The organism is Streptomyces sp. NPDC102270 (genome assembly GCF_044766405.1).
Taxonomy (GTDB): Bacteria; Actinomycetota; Actinomycetes; order Streptomycetales; family Streptomycetaceae; genus Streptomyces.
In genome coordinates this window covers 114,881-135,420 of sequence record NZ_JBIWLX010000018.1, presented here as the reverse complement: position 1 = coordinate 135,420, position 20,540 = coordinate 114,881, and the positions used below count along the sequence as shown (strand labels likewise).

Sequence of the window (20,540 nt, the reverse complement as noted above, 5' to 3'; positions counted from 1 at the left end):
AGTGACTTCCTTCGACACCTCCCCGCAACTCAACGTCTGGCGCGCACTGCTCGCGCTGGCCGTGGTGTTCGTGATGCTGGCGACCACCGGCTGGACCGCTCTGCGCAACGACAGGGAGGCCACCCCGCTCCAGGCCTCGCTCCAGTCCTGGGCGCACGGCCGCCTCCACGGACACCCGCTGCCGGACCCGGACACCGCCCCCGACCGGCTCACGCGGTTCTTCGCCGCCCTCACCTCCCAGGAGCGGGTCCGCCTCGCCCAGCGCTACCCGCTCGCGGTCGGCAACATGAACGGCGCCCCCGTCGCCCTGCGCTACCAGGCCAACCGGCTCGCGCTGTTCCAGGCCCGGGCCGTCGAGCGCACCCGCATGCACGACACCCGGCTCAGCCCGGCCGGTCAGCAGGAGGCGGGCCGCCGCATGCACCGCTTCGAGTCGCTGACCGCCCCGGAGCGCCACATCCTCGCCTTCGACCCCGACGGCTCCGGCCGGGTCGCCGAGGTCTTCGGCGACCTCGGCACGGCGGAGCGGATCTCCGTGGTCGTGCCCGGTGTCGACACCGACGTGCTCACCTTCCAGCGCACCAGGCGGACCTACTCCGCGCCGGTCGGTATGGCCCAGGCCCTCTACCGGGCCGAGCGCGAGGCGAGCCCGGCCACGCGTACGGCGGTGATCGCCTGGGCCGACTACACGGCACCCGCGGGACTCGGCATCGACTCGGCCACCGCGATGCGCGCCGAGACGGGCGCCGTCCGGCTGAACGCGCTGCTGCGCGCGCTGCCCGGCAGCGCGCCCGTCTCCCTGTTCTGCCACAGCTACGGCTCCGTGGTGTGCGGGGTGGCCGCGCACGCGCTGCCCGGCCGGGTGGCCGACATCGCGGTGGCCGGCAGCCCGGGGATGCGGGTCGCCAACGCCTCCCACCTGCGCACCACCGCGCACGTGTGGGCGATGCGGGACGCCGACGACTGGATTCAGGACGTGCCGTACATGGAGGTGGGCGGCCTCGGCCACGGCGCCGACCCGGTGTCCTCCGCGTTCGGCGCGCGTGTCCTGTCCGCGCGGGGTGCGGACGGGCACGCCGGTTACTTCGAACCCGGAACGGAGAGTCTGCTCAACTTCGCCGAGATCGGCATTGGCGCGTACCGCTCGGTGCACTGCGCCCACGAGGACGAAGCCTGCCGCGCCGGTTTGTCCGGCACGGCCACGGCCGGACGCGCGTAGAGACCGCAGGAATCGCGGTCTGCGCGAGGAGGGGACGAAGGAGCTCGTGCCGAATACGATGACCCGCATGGGTGACGTACTGGCCGGATTTCATGCCGCCTGGGAGTTCGAGTCCGACTCCGTGCTCATCCGCTACGAAAGGGGGATTCGCACACCGAAGCTCTTCCAGGCGCTGGGGGAACGACGGATCCCCCTGGAGGCGATCTCCGGTGTGACGCTGACGCCGGGCAAGCGGGGCACGGTGGTACTGCAGGCCGAGCCGCGGCCCGGGGCGGATCCGCTCATGGAGGCGGCGGCGGGGCAGCTGAAGGAAGGGTGCGATCCGTACCGGCTGGTGCTGCCGGCCGACAAGGAGACGCTCGCCGAGTACTACGCGGACGAGCTGCGCGCACTCCTGAAGGAGGACGCCGAGCCGGCGGAACGTTTCCTGGTGCCGGCGCCCGAGGTGCCGTTGCAGTTCAAGGCGTACGACGGGAAGGCGTCCTTCGACGGCCGTACCGTGCGCTTCCGCTGGTTCTGGACGGGAGCGTCCTCGGCGAAGTGGAAGGCGGGCGACCAGAGTTTCCCGGTGTCCGAGCTGACGGGTGTCGAGTGGCGGTCACCGGAGATATTCGAGGGGCATCTGCGGCTGCTGCGCGGCGAGCCGGGGCCGGTGCAGGCCGACCAGGATCCGGCGGCCGTGGTGTTCGGGCTCGGGTACGGGCCGGTCCATGAGTCCCTGCCGTTCGCGGCGGCGGTCCTGGCGGCCGTACGGCAGCGAGGGCCCGCGGCGGTGATCCCGGCCGCGACCGCGCCGCGCCGGGACCCCGCCGACATCGCCGAACGGATCCGCCATCTCGGGGAGCTGTATCAGGCCGGACTGGTCACCGACGAGGAGTTCTCCGTGAAGAAGGCGGAGCTGCTGGCGGAGCTCTAGCTCACTCCCGGCCCGCTGAAGAGAACCGCATGTCCGCGTACCGGTCCCCGGCCACCTGGGCCGCGATCGGCTCCAGCAGCTCCAGCTCCTCCTTGGTGAGCTCGATGCCCGTGGCCGCCGCGTTCTCCTCCACGCGACTCGGCTTGCGGGTGCCCGGGATCGGGATCACCGGGAGGTCGTGGACCGCCGTCTGCTGCTGGACCCAGGCCAGGGCGATCTGGCCCAGGGAGACGCCATGGGCCTCGGCGACCGTGCGGACCGGCTCCAGCAGGGCCGCGTTCGCCGCCGCGTTGTCGCCCGTGAAGCGGGGCTGCTGGCGGCGGAAGTCGTCGGCGGTGAGGTCCTTGTCGGCGTTGGTGAAGGACCCGGTGAGGAACCCGCGGCCGAGCGGGGAGTACGGCACGAGCGCCACGCCCAGCTCGCGGGCCGCCGGGACCACCTTGGCCTCGATGTCCCGGCTGAACAGGGACCACTCCGACTGCACGGCGGCGATGGGGTGCACGGCCTGCGCCGCACGCAGCTCCGAGGCGGTGACCTCGCTCAGGCCCAGGTGCTTGACCTTGCCCTCGCGCACCAGCTCGGCCATGGTGCCGACGGATTCCTCGATCGGGACGTTCACATCGCGCCGGTGCATGTAGTAGAGGTCGATCGCGTCGACGTCCAGGCGCTTCAGGCTCGCCTCGACCGCCTGGCGGATGTAGGGCGGGTCGTTGCGGATGATCCGCCGGGTCGGGTCGTCCGGGGGTATCGCCAGCGCGAACTTGGTGGCGATCACGACCTCGTCGCGGTGGGCCTTGAAGAACGGGGACAGGAACTTCTCGTTCTCCCCCTGGCCGTAGGCGTCCGCCGTGTCGTAGAGGGTGATGCCGAGCTCCAGGGCCCGCTCCAGGGTGGCCCGGGACGCCTCCGCGTCCGTGGGGCCGTAGGCGAAGCTCATGCCCATGCAGCCGAGGCCCTGGACGCCGACCGTGGGGCCGCTGTCGCCGAGCTGTGCGGTGGGGATCGTGCGGTCCGTCATCCGGCCTTCTCCGATTCGTAGGCGCGACCGGCTTCGGCGTAGAAGCTGATCTTCCGGTCGAGAACGGCGAGCGTGTCCTGGAGTTCCGCGATCCGGGACAGGACGTCCCGGCGGGTCGTCTCCAGGAGCTCGAACCGTTCGGTGAACGTGTGGTCGCCCTCGCGCACCAGTTCCGCGTACCGCACCATGTCGGCGACCGGCATGCCGGTGAGCCGGAGCTTGCCGACGAGGTCGAGCCAGTCGAGGTCGCGGTTGCTGTAGCGGCGCTGGCCGGTGTGCGAGCGGTCGATGTGCGGCATGAGGCCGATGCGCTCGTACCAGCGCAGGGTGTGCGCGGTCAGGCCGGTGAAGGCGACGACCTCGCTGATCGTGTAGCTGTCCTGGCCCGCCGGCCGCCGGTGGGGGTGCGGCGGGGCGGCGCAGCTGTCGGTCCTGGTACCCGTGGTCTCCATAACCGTCATGACCCCAACGCTATGGCCTTGGAGTGCACTCGAAGCAAGCGGTACCGGTAAGAAATCGGCGGGACGCCCCTTGGGTGCGATCGCTAACGTGCGGTGCATGAGTCTCGTACGCCGTGCCACGACCGAGGACGCCGAAGAAGTACTCCGGCTGCGTCAGGTGATGATCGACTCCCTGCCCGGCGGGGACGGCTCCACGGCGTGGCACACGGAGGCGTTGCCGTCGCTGCGGGAGAAGCTGGCCGAGGCCGACGGGGACTTCGCGGCCTTCGTCGTCGACCACCCGGACCGGCCGGGGGCGCTGGCCGCGCTGGTGGTCGGGACGGTCGACTACCGGATCGGGAAGGCCGCCAATCCGCACGGCCTTGTCGGGTACGTCTTCAGTGTCGCCACCGACCCGCAGGCGCGCCGACGCGGGTACGCGCGCGCGTGCATGGACGAACTGCTGGCGTGGTTCCGCGAGCGGGGCGCCGGGCAGGTCATGCTGACCGCGTCCCCCGAGGCCGAGCCGCTCTACGTCTCGCTCGGGTTCGTCCGGAAGCCGGACCCCACGATGATTCTCGGGCTCTGAGCCGCTTACGCTCGACGGCATGTCCTTGCAGAGCCTCGCGTTGATCGAAAACTGGCCGGTTCCCACCGCTGCGGCGGGGGTGGTGCGCGGCGACGGTACGGTCCTCGGGACCCACGGTCCGACAGGTCACCGCTTCCCGCTGGCCTCGGTCACCAAGCCGCTCGCCGCGTACGCCGTCCTCGTCGCGTACGAGGAGGGAGCGGTCGAGCTCGACGAGCCGGCCGGGCCGAGCGGATCGACGGTGCGGCACCTGCTCGCCCACACCTCGGGGCTGGCCTTCGACGAGCACCGGGTGACGGCCGCCCCCGGGGAGCGGCGGCTGTACTCGAACGCGGGCTTCGAGCAGCTCGGCGACCACGTCGCCAAGGCGACGGACATCCCGTTCGCGGAGTATCTGCGGCAGGCCGTGCTGGAGCCGCTGGGCATGACGTCGACGTCGCTGGAGGGCTCCCCCGCGAAGGACGGTGTGTCGACGGTCGGGGATCTTCTCCGGTTCGCGGCGGAGGTGCAGGCGCCTCGGCTGCTGGATCCGCGGACGGTCGCGGCGGCGATGACGGTCCAGTACCCGGGCACGAAGGGCGTGCTGCCCGGCTACGGCCACCAGAACCCCAACGACTGGGGCCTCGGCTTCGAGATCCGCGACTCCAAGTCCCCCCACTGGACGGGCTCTTCGTCCTCGCCGCGCACCTTCGGGCACTTCGGCCAGTCCGGCACGTTCCTGTGGATCGACCCGGACGCGGGAGCGGCCTGCGTGGCGCTGACCGACCGCGCGTTCGGGCCCTGGGCGATCGAGGCGTGGCCCGCGTTCACCGACGCGGTGCTCGCCGGCCTCTAGGACATCTCCCACACCAGCAGTTCGGCCGGGGTCACCGCCACCACGTCCAGCTCCTCGGCATCGGTGACCCGGGCCGCGTCACCGGCCCCCAACTCCTCGCCGTCCAGGCGGACTTCGCCGCGCACGACATGGACGTACAGGTGGCGCCCGTCGGGCACCGCGGTCCGCTCCCCCGCCGCCAGCCGCCGCACATGGAGCATCGCGCCCGCCTCCGGGACGGCGTACGGCGTCGAGTCGGCGATCCCGCGGACGATCTCGTACGACGGCTCACCGCCGGGCTCCAGGGGCGCCAGCCAGGTCTGCACGAAGGTCAGCGGGGTCCCGGCGTCGTTGCGCTCGACGTGCCGGACGCCCGCGGCGGCGCTCAGCCGCTGCACGTCACCGGGCCGCACGACCGTCTCGTGCCCGGTGGAGTCCCGGTGCGTCAGCTCCCCCTCGACCACCCACGTCACGATCTCGGTGTGGCTGTGCGGATGCTCGTCGAACCCGGCGCCGGGCACGAGCCGCTCCTCGTTGCAGGCGATCAGCGCGCCGAAGCGGAGGTTGTCGGGGTCGTAGTGCGGCCCGAAGGAGAAGGCGTGCCACGACTCGATTCCGGTCCCGGGGTCCCCGCCTGGGTAGCGCTCCGCTGCGCGCCGTACGTCCGTCACGGGACCACGGTAGTGCCAGGGCGGGCCGCCGGTGGGGACGCAGTCGGTACCCGGCGGCGCACGCTGACGTCCGGATAAGGCAGTCTTGTCCCCGTGCCCGAACCCGAACACCGCGAGTCCGACCCCGCCGCGCCCGTCGCCCACGCCCACGCCGCGACCCTGAAGCGGCTGGAGAAGTCGTCCGGGTCTCTCGCGCAGCAGGCCATCACGCGCATGGACGAGACGCTGCCGTGGTACCGGGCCATGCCGCCGGAGAACCGTTCCTGGATCGGGCTGGTCGCCCAGGCCGGCATCGCCGCCTTCACCGAGTGGTTCCGGCGTCCGGACGCCCCGCAGGCCATCTCCACCGACGTGTTCGGGACCGCTCCCCGTGAGCTGACCCGGGCCATTACGCTGCGGCAGACCGTGGAGATGGTGCGCACCACCATCGAGGTCATGGAGAGCGCGATCGACGAGGTCGCGGCCCCCGGTGACGAGTCCGTGCTGCGCGAGGCGCTGCTCGTGTACGCCCGTGAGATCGCCTTCGCCACCGCGCAGGTCTACGCCCAGGCCGCCGAGGCACGCGGTGCCTGGGACGCCCGCCTGGAGTCGCTGGTCGTGAACGCCGTGCTCAGCGGTGAGGCCGACGAGGGAGCCGTGAGCAGGGCCGCCGCCCTGGGCTGGAACGCTCCCGAACATGTGTGCGTCGTCCTCGGCCCCGCCCCCGAGGGCGACTCCGAGCTGACCGTCGAGGCCATCCGGCGGGCCGCCCGGCACGCCAAGCTCCAGGTGCTGACCGGCGTGCTCGGGGCCCGGCTCGTCGTGATCGCGGGCGGCAGCGACAACCCCCTCGCCGTGGCCAAGTCGCTGATCGGGCCGTACGCGGCCGGACCCGTGGTGGCCGGGCCCGTCGTCCCCGATCTGCTGGCCGCGACCCGGTCCGCGCAGGCGGCCGCGGCCGGGCTCAAGGCGTGTTCCGCCTGGCAGGACGCCCCGCGCCCGGTGCTGGCGGACGACCTGCTTCCGGAACGCGCGATGGCCGGTGATCCCAGCGCGCGCGAGCAGTTGGTGGAGGAGATCTACAGACCGCTGGAGGAGGCCGGTTCGGCGCTCCTGGAGACACTCTCCGTCTACCTCGAACAGGCGTCCAGTCTGGAGGGGGCGGCCCGGATGCTGTTCGTGCATCCCAACACCGTGCGCTACCGGCTTCGACGTGTGACTGATGTCACCGGCTGGTCGCCCTCGGATGTACGTTCGGCCTTCACCTTGCGCGTCGCGCTCATCCTGGGGCGTCTGGCCGACGGGGATCTCCAGCCCTAGGCTTTTGTCGGGGGCCCACAAAACCCCCTCCTGTTCTTCGTCCCTGTCCCCACGGGCGGCTTGGGCCGCCCTCAAGAGAGAGTGTGAGAGTGCTCGTACTCGTCGCTCCCGGCCAGGGCGCCCAGACGCCCGGCTTCCTGACCCCCTGGCTCGAACTCCCCGGTGCCGCGGACCGCGTCGCCGCGTGGTCCGACGTCATCGGACTGGACCTCGTCCACTACGGCACACAGGCCGACGCGGACGCCATCCGCGACACCTCCGTGGCCCAGCCGCTGCTGGTCGCCGCCGGGATCCTGTCGGCCTCGGCACTCGGTGCCCTCGACGACATCGCCCCCGGCGCGGTCGCGGGGCACAGTGTCGGTGAGATCACGGCCGCGGCCTTCGCGGGCGTGCTGGACGAGACCGCCGCCCTCACCCTCGTACGCAAGCGGGGTCTGGCCATGGCCGACGCCGCCGCGATCACCGAGACCGGCATGTCGGCGCTGCTCGGCGGGGACCCCGAGGTCTCCGTCGCGCACCTGGAGAAGCTGGGTCTGACTCCGGCGAACGTCAACGGCGCCGGGCAGATCGTCGCCGCGGGCACGCTGGAGCAGCTCGCCGTCCTGAACGAGGACAAGCCCGAGGGCGTCCGCAAGGTCGTCCCGCTCAAGGTCGCCGGCGCCTTCCACACGCACCACATGGCCCCCGCGGTCGACGCGCTCGCCAAGGCCGCCGCCGATCTGACGCCGGCCGACCCGACGCTCACGTACGTCTCGAACAAGGACGGCAGGGCCGTCGCCACCGGCGCCGAGGTGCTGGAGCGGCTGGTCGGTCAGGTCGCCAACCCGGTCCGCTGGGACCTGTGCATGGAGACCTTCAAGGAGCTCGGCGCCACCGCGTTGATCGAGGTCTCCCCCGGCGGCACGCTGGTCGGCCTCGCCAAGCGCGCGCTGCCCGGCGTCAGGACGCTGGCCCTGAAGACCCCGGACGACCTCGACGCTGCTCGCGAGCTCATCGCCGAGCACAGTGCCTGAGAAGGAGCACGAGAGCATGTCGAAGATCAAGCCCAGCAAGGGCGCCCCGTACGCGCGCATCCTCGGTGTCGGCGGCTACCGCCCCACCCGGGTCGTGCCCAACGAGGTGATCCTCGAGACGATCGACTCGTCCGACGAGTGGATCCGCTCGCGCTCCGGCATCCAGACCCGGCACTGGGCGAATGCCGAGGAGACCGTCGCCGCGATGTCGATCGAGGCGTCCGGCAAGGCGATCGCCGACGCCGGGATCTCCGCCGAGCAGATCGGCGGCGTCATCGTCTCGACCGTCTCGCACTTCAAGCAGACCCCGGCCGTGGCGACGGAGATCGCCGACAAGCTGGGCACGAACAAGGCCGCCGCCTTCGACATCTCGGCGGGCTGCGCGGGCTTCGGCTACGGTCTCACCCTCGCCAAGGGCATGATCGTCGAGGGCAGCGCTGAGTACGTCCTCGTCATCGGCGTGGAGCGGCTGTCCGACCTGACCGACCTCGAGGACCGGGCCACCGCCTTCCTGTTCGGCGACGGCGCCGGCGCGGTCGTCGTCGGCCCGTCGAAGGAGCCCGCGATCGGCCCCACGGTCTGGGGCTCCGAGGGCGACAAGTCTGAGACGATCAAGCAGACCGTGGCGTGGACCGAGTACGACTCCTCGGGCAAGTTCCCCGCGATCACGCAGGAGGGCCAGGCGGTGTTCCGCTGGGCCGTGTTCGAGATGGCGAAGGTCGCCCAGCAGGCGCTGGACGCGGCCGGGATCAGCCCGGACGACCTGGACGTCTTCATTCCCCACCAGGCCAACGAGCGGATCATCGACTCGATGGTGAAGACGCTGAAACTGCCGGAGCACGTCACGGTCGCGCGTGACGTGCGCACCACCGGCAACACCTCGGCCGCCTCGATCCCGCTCGCGATGGAGCGGCTCCTGGCGACCGGTGAGGCGAAGAGCGGCGACACGGCGCTCGTCATCGGATTCGGGGCGGGTCTCGTCTACGCCGCCACTGTCGTTACCCTCCCCTAGGCACTCCGTGCCGGATCATCCGGTCCGGGACGGGAAGCACTGCCAACCCTCTGAACAAGAAAACGAAGGAGCGCCACCATGGCCGCCACTCAGGAAGAGATCGTCGCCGGTCTCGCCGACATCGTGAACGAGATCGCCGGCATCCCGGTTGAGGACGTCCAGCTGGACAAGTCCTTCACCGACGACCTGGACGTCGACTCGCTGTCCATGGTCGAGGTCGTCGTCGCCGCCGAAGAGCGCTTCGACGTCAAGATCCCGGACGACGACGTCAAGAACCTCAAGACGGTCGGCGACGCGACCAGCTACATCCTCAAGCACCAGGCCTGAGCCACTGCTTGGGCCGGACGCTGACCGGCCCCGCCACCCGGCGGTGGCGCCGCTTAATCCTCGTACCGTTGGAGAAAGATTTCCCGTGAGCCCGACCAATCGCACCGTGGTCGTCACCGGTATCGGCGCAACCACACCGCTGGGTGGCGACGCAGCCTCTACCTGGGAGGGTCTGGTCGCCGGCAAGTCCGGCGTCAAGCCCCTCGAGCAGGAGTGGGCCGCCGAGCAGGCGGTCCGCATCGCCGCACAGATCGCCGTGGAGCCGACCGAGGTCATTCCCCGGCCGCAGGCCCGTCGCCTGGACCGCTCGGCGCAGTTCGCGCTGATCGCGGCCAAGGAGGCGTGGGCCGACGCCGGTTTCGAGGGCAAGGCCGGTGAGGACGGCTCGGTCGGCGAGGTCGACCCCGACCGTCTCGGCGCCGTCATCGCCTCCGGCATCGGCGGCGTGACGACCCTGCTCGACCAGTACGACGTGCTCAAGGAGAAGGGCGTCCGCCGCGTCTCCCCGCACACCGTGCCGATGCTGATGCCCAACAGCCCGTCCGCCAACGTGGGTCTGCTCGTCGGCGCCCGCGCCGGTGTGCACACTCCGGTCTCCGCCTGCGCGTCGGGCGCCGAGGCCATCGGCTACGCCATCGAGATGATCCGTACCGGCCGCGCCGACGTCGTCGTCGCCGGTGGCACGGAGGCGGCGATCCACCCGCTGCCCATCGCCGCGTTCGGCAACATGATGGCGATGTCCAAGAACAACGAGAACCCCGAGGGCGCCTCGCGTCCCTACGACGTCGCCCGGGACGGCTTCGTCCTCGGCGAGGGCGCCGGTGTCGTCGTCCTGGAGTCCGCCGAGCACGCCGCCAAGCGCGGTGTGCGGGTGTACGCCGAGGCGGTCGGGCAGGGCATCTCCGCCGACGCCCACGACATCGTGCAGCCGGAGCCGGAGGGCCGCGGCATCTCGCACGCCCTGCAGAACCTGCTGGACCGCACCGACCTGAACCCGGCGGAGATCGTGCACGTCAACGCGCACGCCACGTCGACCCCGGCCGGTGACATCGCCGAGCTCAAGGCGCTGCGGAAGGTGTTCGGTGACGACGCCGACCACATGGCCGTGTCCGCCACCAAGTCGATGACCGGTCACCTGCTGGGTGGCGCGGGCGGCGTGGAGACGGTCGCGACGGTGCTCGCCCTGTACCACCGGGTGGCTCCGCCGACCATCAACGTCGAGAACCTCGACCCAGAGGCGGAGGCCAACGCCGACGTGGTCCGCGGCGAGGCCCGCAAGCTGCCCGTGGAGGGCCGTATCGCCGCGCTGAACGACTCGTTCGGGTTCGGCGGGCACAACGTCGTACTGGCGTTCCGTACGGTCTGAGGACCGTCTGTACGCAACGGAAGGGCCCCCGCCGGTCGGTGGGGGCCCTTCGCGTGTACGGGGGTTGTACGGGGGCTCACACCACCTGGTGCAGCCAGCGGACCGGGGCGCCCTCGCCGGCGTACCTGAAGGGCTCCAGTTCGTCGTCCCAGGGCTTGCCGAGGAGCTTGGCCAGCTCGGCCTCCAGGTCCGTCTCGCCGCGCTGCGAGCGGGTGAGGGCCGCGCGCAGGCGGTCCTCCGGGATCAGGATGTCGCCGTGGATGCCGGTGACGGCGTGGAAGATGCCGAGCTCCGGGGTGCAGCTGTAGCGCTCGCCCTCGGCGGTGGCGCAGGGCTCGGCGGTGACCTCGAAGCGCAGCAGGTGCCAGCCTCTGAGGGCCGACGCGAGCTTGGACGCCGTGCCCGCCTCGCCCTTCCAGGAGAACTCCGAGCGCCAGGTGCCCGGCGCGGCCGGCTGCCGGATCCAGTCGAGGCTCACGCGCGTGCCGAGCACCCCGGCGACGGCCCACTCGACGTGCGGGCACAGCGCGCGCGGCGCGGAGTGCACGTACAGAACTCCACGTGTCGTCACCGGGACCTCCGGGCTGAGCGGGACAGGTCTTGCCGGCCGGCATGGCGGCGATGCCGACCGGCCACGTTGATGGCGAGGCTACCGTGCGGCGGCGCAAGGAGTGTGACGTACCGTCGGTCCCGGTGCCCGGAAACGCCCGCCATTCACCCGGCAGGACGCTAGTACGGGTGTCGATCGTTCCCTCGCGGCCCCCGGGAACTCCCGTGCGTTGTGATGAGAGGACCACCATGTGATGAGGGGAACACCACGGATGCGGAAGCAGGGCCACCGCTCGCGGGCCGTCGTCGCCGTCCTGACGGCGGCTCTTGTGGGCGTCGCCGGCTGTGACGCCGTGGGCGGCGACTCGGCGGGGCCGACCCAGCCGAAGACCTCACCGAAGCCCACCCCGGCGTGGGACACCAGCCCGGGCTCGATGGCCGCTGTCGGCGACTCCATCACCCGCGGCTTCGACGCGTGCGGGATCCTGAAGGACTGCCCGGACGTGTCCTGGGCCACCGGGAGCAGTACCCAGGTCGCCTCCCTGGCCGTGCGGCTGCTGGGGAGGGCGAAGGCGGCCGGGCGCAGCTGGAACTACGCGGTGTCCGGGGCGCGGATGGCCGATCTGCCGGCCCAGATGACCCAGGCGGCCTCGCGCACGCCGGCCCTGGTGACCGTGATGGTGGGTGCCAACGACGCCTGCCGGGACTCCACGGCGGCGATGACGTCGGTGTCCGACTTCCGCGCCGGCTTCGAGGACGCGCTCGGCGTGCTGCGGAAGTCGGCGCCCAAGGCGCAGGTGTACGTGGCGAGCGTGCCGAACCTCAAGCGGCTGTGGTCCGAGGGCCGCGCCAACCCGCTGGGCAAGCAGGTGTGGAAGCTGGGTGTGTGCCCGTCGATGCTGGCGGACGCGGACGCCCTGGACGCGGCGGCGACCGAGCGGCGGGACACCGTGCAGGAGCGGGTGGAGGCGTACAACGCCGTGCTGAAGGAGGTGTGCGCCAAGGACGAGCGGTGCCGGTACGACGGGGGCGCGGTGTACGCCTACCGGTTCGGCACCGACCAGCTCAGCCACTGGGACTGGTTCCACCCGAGTGTGAACGGACAGGCGCGGCTGGCGGAGATCGCATACCGCAAGGTCAGGTCCGTGTCCTAAAGTTCCGCACATGAACGAACTCTTCGCCACACTTTCCGACGGCACACCGGTGCACCGCTGGACCCTGGAGCGCGCGGGTGTCCGCGTGCGGATCCTGTCGTACGGCGGGATCGTGCAGTCGGTCGAGGTCCCGGACCGGGACGGCCGGACGGCGGACGTGGTGCTGGGCTTCGCCGGCCTTGAAGGGTATCTGGAGCACTCCGGTCCGTATCTCGGCGCTTTCGTCGGGCGGTACGCGAACCGGATCGCGGGCGGCCGCTTCGAGCTGGACGGGGTGACGTACGCGCTCGCGCCCAACAACGCGCCGAACTCCCTGCACGGCGGTGTGCAGGGTTTCGACAAGCGGGTGTGGGACCTGGAGCCCGCCGGTGAGCACGGGGTGCGGCTGAGCCGGGTCAGCCCGCACGGTGAGGAGGGGTTCCCGGGGCGTCTCGAGGTCTCGGGCACGTACAGCCTGGACGAGTCCGGTGCGCTGCGGATCTCGTACGAGGCGGTCACCGACGCGCCGACCATCGTCAACCTGACCAACCACAGTTACTTCAACCTGGCCGGGTCCGGGAACGCGGGCGGGCACGAACTGCGCATCGACGCCTCGCGGTTCACCCCGGTCGACGCGGATCTGATCCCGACCGGCGTCGAGGAGGTCGCGGGCACCCGGTTCGACTTCCGTCAGTCGCGCAAGGTCGGCGCGGGCTACGACCACAACTTCGTGCTCGACAAGGGGATCTCCGAACAGGCCGTCGAGGTCGCCGAGTTGTACGACCCCGCGTCCGGGCGGCTGCTGACGGTGGCGACCACCGAGCCGGGGCTGCAGCTCTACACCGCCGACCACCTCACCGAGCCCTTCGCGCCCGGCGACGGCATCGCGCTGGAGACCCAGCACTTCCCCGACTCCCCCAACCACCCGGGGTTCCCGAGCACGGTGCTGCGGCCGGGCGAGGTGTTCCGCTCGGAGACGGTGTACGGCTTCGGTACGCGCTGAGCACACACGAGCCCCGGCCCAGGGGTCAGGTCCCGGGCCGGGGCTGGTCATGTGAGGGCTGTGCCCCCTGGGATCAGACGTTAATCGTCGCGGTGACCCTGCGGTCCCCGATCGAGCGGCCCACCTGGATTTCGTACGAACCCTTCACATACGACCTCGATGAGGTCTTCTCGTCCCAGATCTCAAAGGCCCGGCGCGGGATCCGGACGGTGACCTCGACGCTCTCGCCGGGTCCGGCCCCGGCCCCCGCGAAGCCGGCGAGCCGACGGGCCGGGCGCTCGGCGTCGCGTTCGGCGGGCGCCAGGTAGACCTGGACGACCTCGCGGCCCGCGCGGGCTCCGGAGTTGCGCAGCCGGACCCGGACGGTGGTGCCCCGGACCTCGACGGACTCGTAGGTCCAGTCGGTGTAGGTCCCGGAGTCGGTGGACATGCCGGGAGCGTTCCGGGACTTTCTGCGACTGCTGGGCGAGCCGGCGGAATGAGGGCCACCGGCTCTGGGCGTCATGTCACCCGGCCGCCGGCACCGCTGCCACGACTTCGATCTCGATCCGCGCCTCGGGCCGGAAGAGCCGGGATACCTCGAAGGTCATGCTGGTGGGCGGGGTGCCGGTGAGGAACTCCCGCCGTACGGCGCCGTACTGCTCCAACTCGGAGATGTCCGTGAGGCAGGTGCGGATGTTGATGACGTCGGCCAGGCTCGCCCCGTGCGCCGCCAGCAGCGCGGCGAGGGTCTCGAAGACGCCCCGGGACTGTTCGGCGAGCGTGGCGCCCTCGGCGATCTGGCCGGAGACGAACAACAGGGCGCTGCCGTCGGCCTGTTCGACACGGGCCACCTGGGAGTAGTAGGGACTCAGGGGCTGGGGCGCGCCGGCGGGGTTGTCCAGGGTGATCTGCATGCCGTCGACGCTAGGTCCGCTCTTGCGATGCGACAAGCGAATGTCCAGCATGGCGTCCATGCCGAACCCGCATCGCACGGACCTCCCTCCCGACCTCGCCACCGTCTGGCTGCGGGTCTTCCTGGAGGTGGCCCGGCACGAGTCGTTCACCGTGGCGGCGCGCACGCTGGGCTGGACGCAGTCCGCGGTGTCCCGGCAGATCTCCTCGCTGGAGGGGGCGTTGGGCGGGGCGACGCTGTTCGACCGGCTGCCGCGGGGGGTCCGGCTGACGGAGGCGGGGCGGGTGCTCGTGCCGTACGCGGAGACCGTCACCGGGGCGCTGCACGGGGCCGCGCGCGAGCTGGCGGCGCTGTGTGAAGCGGCGGGCGGGCGGCTGCGGTTCGGGGCGTTCCCGACGGCGGACGCGGCACTGGTCCCGCACGCCCTCGGCGCCTTCCGCACCCGCCGTCCGGGGGTTCGGGTCTCCCGCGAGGAGGGGCTCACGCCGTCCTTGCTGGACCGTCTCGCCGGGGGGCGACTGGATCTCGCGGTGGTCTCCACGACCGGCGGGGCACCGCTGTCGGGGTTCCGACTGAGCCATCTTCTCGACGAGTCGCTCTACGTCGCCGTCCCGGCCGGCCATCCGCTGGCGGGCGCCGGTCCGGTACGGCTGGGGCAACTCGCGGACGCCGACTGGATCTCCGGGAGCCCGCGGCCCGAGGGCACACTGCTCGACGCGGCCCTGCGGCAGGGCTTCCGGCCGCGGATCGCGCATGTCGTCGGCGAGTGGACCGCCAAGCAGGGCTACGTCGCCGCCGGACTCGGCGTGGCGCTGGTCCCGGCGCTCGCCGCGCAGGCCGTACGACCGGACGTCGTGCTGCTCCCGGTGCTCGACGAAGGAGCCCCGGCGCGGGCCGTGTACGCGGCGACACCGCGGGGCCGGGCGCCCTCACCGGCCGTGGCGGCGTTCGTGGCGGCGCTGCGGGAGGCTGCGGGGCGGATTCCCCGCACGTCGCTCCCCATGGCGTAGACCACTTCCGTCACGCGATACTGCCGTCGTCCGGTACCACTCGCGCCCCACAGCGACGGAAGGGCCTGAACTCCCTTGACATCCCTACGTGTTCGGATCGGCATCCTCGGACTGGCCCTGCTGGCGGGGTCGGCGGCCCCCGTGAGTCCGGCGGCGGCCGCGGACGTGCCCTCGCCCACGGTGGAGGAGCGGCGGCTCGACCGGGCCGTGCCGCGGGAGATCCTCGAACGGTCCGGATTCGACGCCGTGCCGCTGCGCTTCACGCGGGCGCTCGGGTCGGCGCGTTCCTACGCGGAGGCGCGGCAGGTCGTCGTGCGGCAGGGGTCCGCGCTGTGGAAGCGGGCCGTCGACCGGGCGCAGGGGCGGGGGCCGGCCGACGGGGATCTCAGCCGGGACGACGACCGGCCCCTGTACTGGGCGCGGTTGGCGATGACGCGGGAAGTGCGGACCTGGGAGGCGCCGTTCGGACTGACGGACACGCAACGGACCGCTCTGCTGGGTCAGTTGGAGCGGACCTCGCGGGGGCAGGCCGCGGTGCGGTATCCGGGGGGTGACCGGCTGAAGCGGGTGCTCGTCACCGGGTTCGATCCGTTCACGCTGGACCGGGACATACGGATCTCGAACCCGTCCGGGGCCAGTGCGCTCGCGCTCGACGGGACGGTGATCCGGACGGCGAACGGGCCGGCGCGGGTGGAGACCGTCGTGTTCCCGGTGCGGTGGCAGGACTTCACGGACCGGACCGTGGAGCGGGCGCTGCGGCCGTATCTGAAGCGGGTGGATCTCTTCACGACCGTGAGTCAGGGGCGGGTGGGGCGGTTCGACATCGAGCGGACCAACGGGGCCTGGCGGGGCGGGTTCGCGGACAATGACAACGTCGGGGTGACGGGGTTGGTGCCGGTCGCCGATCCGGGCTCGCAGCCGCAGTGGACGACGACGACACTGCCGTATCAGGCGATCGTGGACGCGGACACCGGGCGCTTTCCCGTCTACGACCACACGAGCGTGACCGAGATCCCCGCCGGCGCGACGCAGCCCGTCGTCCGGCCGGACGGACCCACACCGGGGTCCGCCGCGCGGGCCGGGGGCGGCGGGGACTACCTCTCCAACGAGATCGCGTACCGGGCCACGCTGCTGCGGGACCGGCTGGGGCTGCACGAGGTCCTGCCGGGCGGCCATGTGCACACGCCGGTGCTGGAGTTCGGGACGGGGAACACGGACCCGGCGACGGGGACGGTGACCGACCCGGGGTTCGTGCGCAACCGGCTGGACATCATCGCGCAGGTGCGGGGGATTCTGACGGTCGCGGTGGAGAAGGCCACTTGAGGTAGGTCGCCGTCTCCGTGAAGTCCAGGCGGCGGTAGAAGTCGGCGGCCCTGCGTGTCGGCACGGTCATCTCCACGTCCTGGGCGTGCCGCGCGCGGTCCTGCATGGCCCGGACGAGCCGGGAGCCCGTGCCGCGGCCGCGCAGGGGCGTGTCCACGGCGAGTTCGAGGAGTTCGAGGACCGTGCCGCCCGCGAACAGAGTCGGCATCCGGGCCGCGTAGGCGTAGCCGATCACCTGCGTGTTCCGCTCCGCCACCAGGAACTCGGCGCGGCCCTCGGCCGCGGCGCGCAGGGCCTCGGGAAACGTGACGGTCGTGAAGCGGTCGGGGTCGGGGCGGTAGGTGGTGGCGAAGTCGCTGAGGAGGCGGAAGACGGCGTCCGCGTCCGGGACAGTCGCCGGGCGGACCGTCGTCTCAGCTTCCGAGTTCACCGGACACGGACTCGCCGTCGGACTCGTCGGACCCCTCCGGTTCCTCGGACCCGTCCCGTGTCTCCTCCCCCAGCAGTTCCCGTGCCATCAGCGTGGCCCCCGCCACCGCGCCCGGCATCAGGAACACCGCGACGAAGGGGACGATGAAGGCCAGGGCGAGCGGGGTGCCGAAGCCCCAGATGAGGGTCTTGCGGGAGCGGAGCAGGGTCAGGCGGGCCCGGAGGTCCACGCCTCGGCGTTGGAGGGCGACCGCGGTCAGTTCCTCGGTGAGGAAGAAGCCGGTCACGAAGAAGCCGAGCACCGGGATCACCGTCTGGCCGACGACGGGGACGAAACCCAGGGCGAAGAGGAGGACCGCCCACAGGGCGGCCCGGATCACGATGCGCAGGCTGTCCCTCGCCGAGATCCACAGCTCGCGCCAGAGCGGCAGACCGGACTCGGGGGCCGTGCCGTCGGGGGAGACGTCCCGGTCGACCTTCTCGGAGAGGTTCTCGTAGAAGGGCTGGCCGATGAGGAGGGTGACCGCCGTGAAGGTCAGGACCGCCAGCAGGAGGGCCAACGCGAACAGGACGGCCGTGAGGAAGCCCCGGAACAGGCCCTGCCACGGGCTCGACCAGTCGTCGGCGAAGGGGGTCGCCCAGGACACCGCGTCCTCGCCCCAGGTCGCCAGGGCCACCAGTGCCGCCACGTACAGCACCAGGGTGATCAGGCCCGGAACCAGTCCGAAGCCGTACTGCTTGCCGTGCCGGGCCACCCACCGCTGGCCCTTCAGGAGATAGTGGAACCCCGCCCCGAGATCACGCATGTCCCGCACCCTATCGGGTGCCTCCGGAGCTGCGGATAGGGCCTTGTGCCCGGTCCGGACACCCGAGTTGCGCCATCCGGGGCATCAGCGCCACGAACTCCCTCTTGTTGCGGTTGAGTCGAACAGGTACATCTCGCCGTACCGATCTCAGGAAGCCCAGGAGGAGGTACGCGTGCACACCACGAGAACCGTTCCTGCGAGACCCGTCCTGCTCATCGCCCTCACGAGCGCCCTGCTGCTCACCCCGGACAGCGCGACCGCGGACCCGGAACCCCCGATCCGCGAGAGCGCCGGCGACCAGGGCCCGGCCCGGGCCCCGGAGAGCGCCACCCGGCGGGCGCTCACCGCCCCGACCACCGGCTTCACGGACACCACCCGCGGCTATCCCCGCGAGCAGGTCCTCACCCCCGACCCCGTCGACCCGGCGGACAGGTCTGTCAAGCTGGGCCTCACGCCGTACCACGCGATCGCGCCGAGGCTCAACGCCCTGCAGCGGCTGGGCGACCGGGTGAGCGTGGAGGTCGCCGGGCGTTCGGCGGGCGGGCACCGGCTCTACCTCGTCACCGTGACCGCCCCGGAGACCACCGCCCGGGCACGCGCCCAGGAGCGGATGCGCGAACTCATCGAGAACGCGCCCGCGGCCGCCGCCAAGTCGAGGGAGATCAAGGCGGGTTACAAAGCGCCGGTCTTCTTCAACAACAACATCCACGGCAACGAGTGGGAGGGCACCGACGCCTCCCTGAAGCTGATCGAGCAGCTCGCGACGGCCAAGGACGCCCGCACGAAGGACCTTCTCGCCCATTCCCGGCTGTACTTCAACATCACCGCCAACCCCGACGGTCGTATCGCCGGCACCCGGGCGAACGCCAACGGCTTCGATCTGAACCGGGACTTCGTGACCGCCTCGCAGCCCGAGACGCGGGCGATGCGGCAGATCGAGATCGACAAGCAGCCGGCCGTGATGCTCGACCTGCACGGGTACGTCAACGGCACGCTCATCGAGCCCACCACTCCCCCGCACGGCGAGAACTACGAGTACGACCTCTTCCTGAAGAACACCTACGCCAACGCCCTGGGCATGGAGGCCGCCGTCAACGGCCTCGGCTACACACCCGCGAAGGACGGTGTCGAGCCCGCGCAGATCCCCTTCCGGGACCAGGAGGAGGGCTGGGACGACTGGCCGCCGATCTTCACCCCGCAGTACGCGGCCTTCCACGGCGCGGTCGCCGCGCACACGGTCGAGATCCCGCTGGCCGTCAACAACTCCCTCTACGACAGCCTGCCCGTGGCGGAGTTGCGGCGCCGGTCCGCGGTCAACACGGCGGTGGCGGGCGCGGCCATCAGGGCGACGCTCGACTTCGTCCGGAACAGGCGCGCTGCGCTGATCGCCGACCAGATCGAGGTGTTCCGGCGCGGGGCGGCGGGAGCCGCTCAGGTGCCGGTGTCCGAGGAGACGGTCCCCGGGGTGCCGGGCATCGGGCCCGAGGACGTGTACACCGCCGACTTCCCCCGCGCGTACGTGATTCCGGCCGGTACGAACGACACCGCCGCCGCCCGTCTCGTCGGCCACCTCCTCGCCAACGACGTCCGCGTCAGCCGCGCGAGCCGGGACTTGCGGCTCGGCGGACGGACGTACCCCAAGGGCTCGTACGTCGTCGACATGCGCCAGCCGAAGCGGGGTCTGGCGAACGTGCTGCTCGCGGACGGCCGGGACATCAGCGACAAGGTCTCCGTGATGTACGACATCTCGGGCTGGAGCCTGGGCCGGCTGTGGGGCGCGACGGTCGTGCCGGTCACGTCCGGGAGCCTGGCCGGTGCGCCCCTGAAGGCCGTCCAGGTCGCCGCGCACGTCGGCCGGGTGGCCCCGCGCGGCGACCTGCGGCTGCGACTGACCGATCCACAGGAGATCGCGGCGCTCAACTCCCTTCTCCGGCAAGGTGTTCCGGTACGGCGGGCCGCCGACGGCAGTGCGATCGTGCCCGCGTCGGCACGTGCCCTGGCCACCGAGGCCGCTCGCACCCACGACGTGGTGTTCGACGCGACGGGACAGAAGGGCACGGCCCCACTGCGCCGCACCCGGGTGGCCGCCGCCGTGACTCCCGGCGAGCTGTTCGCGCTGCGGGAGATGGACTTCGAGGTCACCCCGGTCTCGACGGCCGTCCTGAACGCCGGCTTCGACTGGTCGTCGGTGGACGTGCTGTTCGTGTCGGCGGGGCTGGACCGCGACGCCCTCACCAGCGGCGCCCGTACGGCCCTGGACGCCTTCCTGGGCGCCGGGCGCGGGCTCGTCGGGCGCGGGGTCGTCGGGGCCCGGCTGAGCGCGGACACGGGACTGCTGGCCGCGAAGCCGGTGGAGGGCAACGGGGACGCCAACGGCGTGGTGCGGATGGTGAGTTCGGGTCCGGTGGCGGCCGGGGCGCCAGACCACAGCTTCGTCTACGCACCGGTCTGGTTCACCGATCTCGGGCCGGGGGTGCGGGTGGAGCAGTCGTACGCCACCGGGAACCCGCTGGTCTCCGGGCACTGGCGGTCGCTGCCGGACGGCACCGGCGGTCCCGCCGCAGCGGCCGGGCAGGCCTCGGTCGTCAGCGGCCCGCGAGCCGTTCTGTTCGGCACCGAGCCCCTCTTCCGGGATCATCCGAAGGGGGAGTTCGCCCAGGTCGGGCGGGCATTGTTCACCATGGCACACGCGAGCAGCGGCTGAAGTT

The 20,540-nt window shown here is 71.8% G+C and carries 21 protein-coding genes and 1 pseudogene; 14 read left to right on the top strand and 8 right to left on the bottom strand.

Annotation, left to right across the window (positions count from 1 at the left end; genetic code table 11):
- The first annotated feature begins 1 nt into the window (after position 1).
- Positions 2–1,219 (top strand): alpha/beta hydrolase, encoded by a 1,218-nt coding sequence (locus ACIRP7_RS33795; protein WP_403667130.1) that lies wholly within the window; start codon positions 2–4, stop codon positions 1,217–1,219.
- 58 nt (positions 1,220–1,277) lie between these two features.
- Positions 1,278–2,135: a DUF4429 domain-containing protein gene (locus ACIRP7_RS33790; RefSeq protein WP_403667305.1), complete on the top strand. Its 858-nt coding sequence runs from the start codon at positions 1,278–1,280 to the stop codon at positions 2,133–2,135.
- 1 nt (position 2,136) lies between these two features.
- Here ACIRP7_RS33790 and ACIRP7_RS33785 read toward each other — a convergent pair whose 3' ends face one another.
- Positions 2,137–3,153, bottom strand: coding sequence for an aldo/keto reductase (locus ACIRP7_RS33785; protein ID WP_403667127.1), 1,017 nt, complete (start codon positions 3,151–3,153; stop codon positions 2,137–2,139).
- A complete protein-coding gene (locus ACIRP7_RS33780) occupies positions 3,150–3,614 on the bottom strand; it encodes a MerR family transcriptional regulator (protein WP_125191391.1) in 465 nt (154 codons plus the stop codon). Before ACIRP7_RS33780 ends, ACIRP7_RS33785 begins: the two co-directional genes overlap by 4 nt.
- A 97-nt stretch (positions 3,615–3,711) precedes the next feature.
- On the opposite strand from ACIRP7_RS33780, the gene ACIRP7_RS33775 reads away from it, so the two are divergent.
- Both ACIRP7_RS33775 and ACIRP7_RS33770 read left to right on the top strand, forming a co-directional pair.
- Positions 3,712–4,182, top strand: coding sequence for a GNAT family N-acetyltransferase (locus ACIRP7_RS33775; protein WP_403667123.1), 471 nt, complete (start codon positions 3,712–3,714; stop codon positions 4,180–4,182).
- Between the two features lie 19 nt (positions 4,183–4,201).
- Positions 4,202–5,017: a serine hydrolase domain-containing protein gene (locus ACIRP7_RS33770; RefSeq protein WP_403667120.1), complete on the top strand. Its 816-nt coding sequence runs from the start codon at positions 4,202–4,204 to the stop codon at positions 5,015–5,017.
- Here ACIRP7_RS33770 and ACIRP7_RS33765 read toward each other — a convergent pair.
- Positions 5,014–5,667: a pirin family protein gene (locus ACIRP7_RS33765; protein ID WP_403667116.1), complete on the bottom strand. Its 654-nt coding sequence runs from the start codon at positions 5,665–5,667 to the stop codon at positions 5,014–5,016. The genes ACIRP7_RS33770 and ACIRP7_RS33765 overlap by 4 nt on opposite strands.
- A 93-nt stretch (positions 5,668–5,760) precedes the next feature.
- Between ACIRP7_RS33765 and ACIRP7_RS33760 the strand changes: the two genes are divergently transcribed.
- The 5 genes from ACIRP7_RS33760 to ACIRP7_RS33740 all read left to right on the top strand — a co-directional run bounded on the left by ACIRP7_RS33760 (position 5,761) and on the right by ACIRP7_RS33740 (position 10,684).
- A complete protein-coding gene (locus tag ACIRP7_RS33760; protein ID WP_403667113.1) occupies positions 5,761–6,966 on the top strand; it encodes a PucR family transcriptional regulator in 1,206 nt (401 codons plus the stop codon).
- Positions 6,967–7,055: 89 nt separating this feature from the next.
- A complete protein-coding gene (locus ACIRP7_RS33755; protein WP_403667111.1) occupies positions 7,056–7,979 on the top strand; it encodes an ACP S-malonyltransferase in 924 nt (307 codons plus the stop codon).
- A gap of 16 nt (positions 7,980–7,995) precedes the next feature.
- Entirely contained in the window at positions 7,996–8,991 is a 996-nt protein-coding gene (locus tag ACIRP7_RS33750; protein WP_352383427.1) for a ketoacyl-ACP synthase III, read from the top strand.
- 78 nt (positions 8,992–9,069) lie between these two features.
- Positions 9,070–9,318 (top strand): acyl carrier protein, encoded by a 249-nt coding sequence (locus ACIRP7_RS33745; RefSeq protein WP_062042561.1) that lies wholly within the window; start codon positions 9,070–9,072, stop codon positions 9,316–9,318.
- Positions 9,319–9,403: 85 nt separating this feature from the next.
- Positions 9,404–10,684, top strand: a complete 1,281-nt coding sequence (locus ACIRP7_RS33740; protein WP_403667107.1) for a beta-ketoacyl-[acyl-carrier-protein] synthase family protein — start codon at positions 9,404–9,406, stop codon at positions 10,682–10,684.
- Positions 10,685–10,760: 76 nt separating this feature from the next.
- On the opposite strand, the gene ACIRP7_RS33735 is transcribed toward ACIRP7_RS33740, so the two are convergent.
- Positions 10,761–11,255 carry a DUF3145 domain-containing protein gene (locus ACIRP7_RS33735; protein ID WP_352383431.1) on the bottom strand — a complete coding sequence of 165 codons (495 nt, stop codon included), beginning with the start codon at positions 11,253–11,255 and terminating at the stop codon, positions 10,761–10,763.
- Positions 11,256–11,505: 250 nt separating this feature from the next.
- On the opposite strand from ACIRP7_RS33735, the gene ACIRP7_RS33730 reads away from it, so the two are divergent.
- Positions 11,506–12,387 carry an SGNH/GDSL hydrolase family protein gene (locus ACIRP7_RS33730; protein WP_403667104.1) on the top strand — a complete coding sequence of 294 codons (882 nt, stop codon included), beginning with the start codon at positions 11,506–11,508 and terminating at the stop codon, positions 12,385–12,387.
- Positions 12,388–12,397: 10 nt separating this feature from the next.
- Positions 12,398–13,369 carry an aldose epimerase family protein gene (locus ACIRP7_RS33725; protein ID WP_403667101.1) on the top strand — a complete coding sequence of 324 codons (972 nt, stop codon included), beginning with the start codon at positions 12,398–12,400 and terminating at the stop codon, positions 13,367–13,369.
- A gap of 73 nt (positions 13,370–13,442) precedes the next feature.
- Here ACIRP7_RS33725 and ACIRP7_RS33720 read toward each other — a convergent pair.
- Both ACIRP7_RS33720 and ACIRP7_RS33715 read right to left on the bottom strand, forming a co-directional pair.
- Positions 13,443–13,778 (bottom strand): annotated as a pseudogene (locus ACIRP7_RS33720) (fibronectin type III-like domain-contianing protein); the annotation flags it as partial.
- A gap of 97 nt (positions 13,779–13,875) precedes the next feature.
- Positions 13,876–14,265, bottom strand: a complete 390-nt coding sequence (locus tag ACIRP7_RS33715; RefSeq protein ID WP_403667099.1) for a RidA family protein — start codon at positions 14,263–14,265, stop codon at positions 13,876–13,878.
- A 58-nt stretch (positions 14,266–14,323) separates the two neighbouring features.
- On the opposite strand from ACIRP7_RS33715, the gene ACIRP7_RS33710 reads away from it, so the two are divergent.
- Positions 14,324–15,274 (top strand): LysR family transcriptional regulator, encoded by a 951-nt coding sequence (locus ACIRP7_RS33710; protein ID WP_403667096.1) that lies wholly within the window; start codon positions 14,324–14,326, stop codon positions 15,272–15,274.
- 75 nt (positions 15,275–15,349) lie between these two features.
- The gene (locus tag ACIRP7_RS33705; RefSeq protein ID WP_403667093.1) at positions 15,350–16,597 is read left to right on the top strand and encodes a pyroglutamyl peptidase; all 1,248 of its coding nucleotides are present in this window, start codon (positions 15,350–15,352) and stop codon (positions 16,595–16,597) included.
- Here the strand turns inward: ACIRP7_RS33705 and ACIRP7_RS33700 are convergent.
- Together ACIRP7_RS33700 and ACIRP7_RS33695 are read right to left on the bottom strand one after the other, a co-directional pair.
- Positions 16,545–17,027 carry a GNAT family N-acetyltransferase gene (locus tag ACIRP7_RS33700; protein WP_403667091.1) on the bottom strand — a complete coding sequence of 161 codons (483 nt, stop codon included), beginning with the start codon at positions 17,025–17,027 and terminating at the stop codon, positions 16,545–16,547. The two genes, ACIRP7_RS33705 and ACIRP7_RS33700, sit on opposite strands and share 53 nt — an antisense overlap.
- Positions 17,011–17,832, bottom strand: coding sequence for an EI24 domain-containing protein (locus ACIRP7_RS33695; RefSeq protein ID WP_403667088.1), 822 nt, complete (start codon positions 17,830–17,832; stop codon positions 17,011–17,013). Before ACIRP7_RS33695 ends, ACIRP7_RS33700 begins: the two co-directional genes overlap by 17 nt.
- 172 nt (positions 17,833–18,004) lie before the next feature.
- Between ACIRP7_RS33695 and ACIRP7_RS33690 the strand changes: the two genes are divergently transcribed.
- On the top strand, positions 18,005–20,536 hold the full coding sequence (locus tag ACIRP7_RS33690; RefSeq protein ID WP_403667086.1) for a M14 family zinc carboxypeptidase: 2,532 nt from the start codon (positions 18,005–18,007) through the stop codon (positions 20,534–20,536).
- The last annotated feature ends 4 nt before the right edge of the window (positions 20,537–20,540 follow it).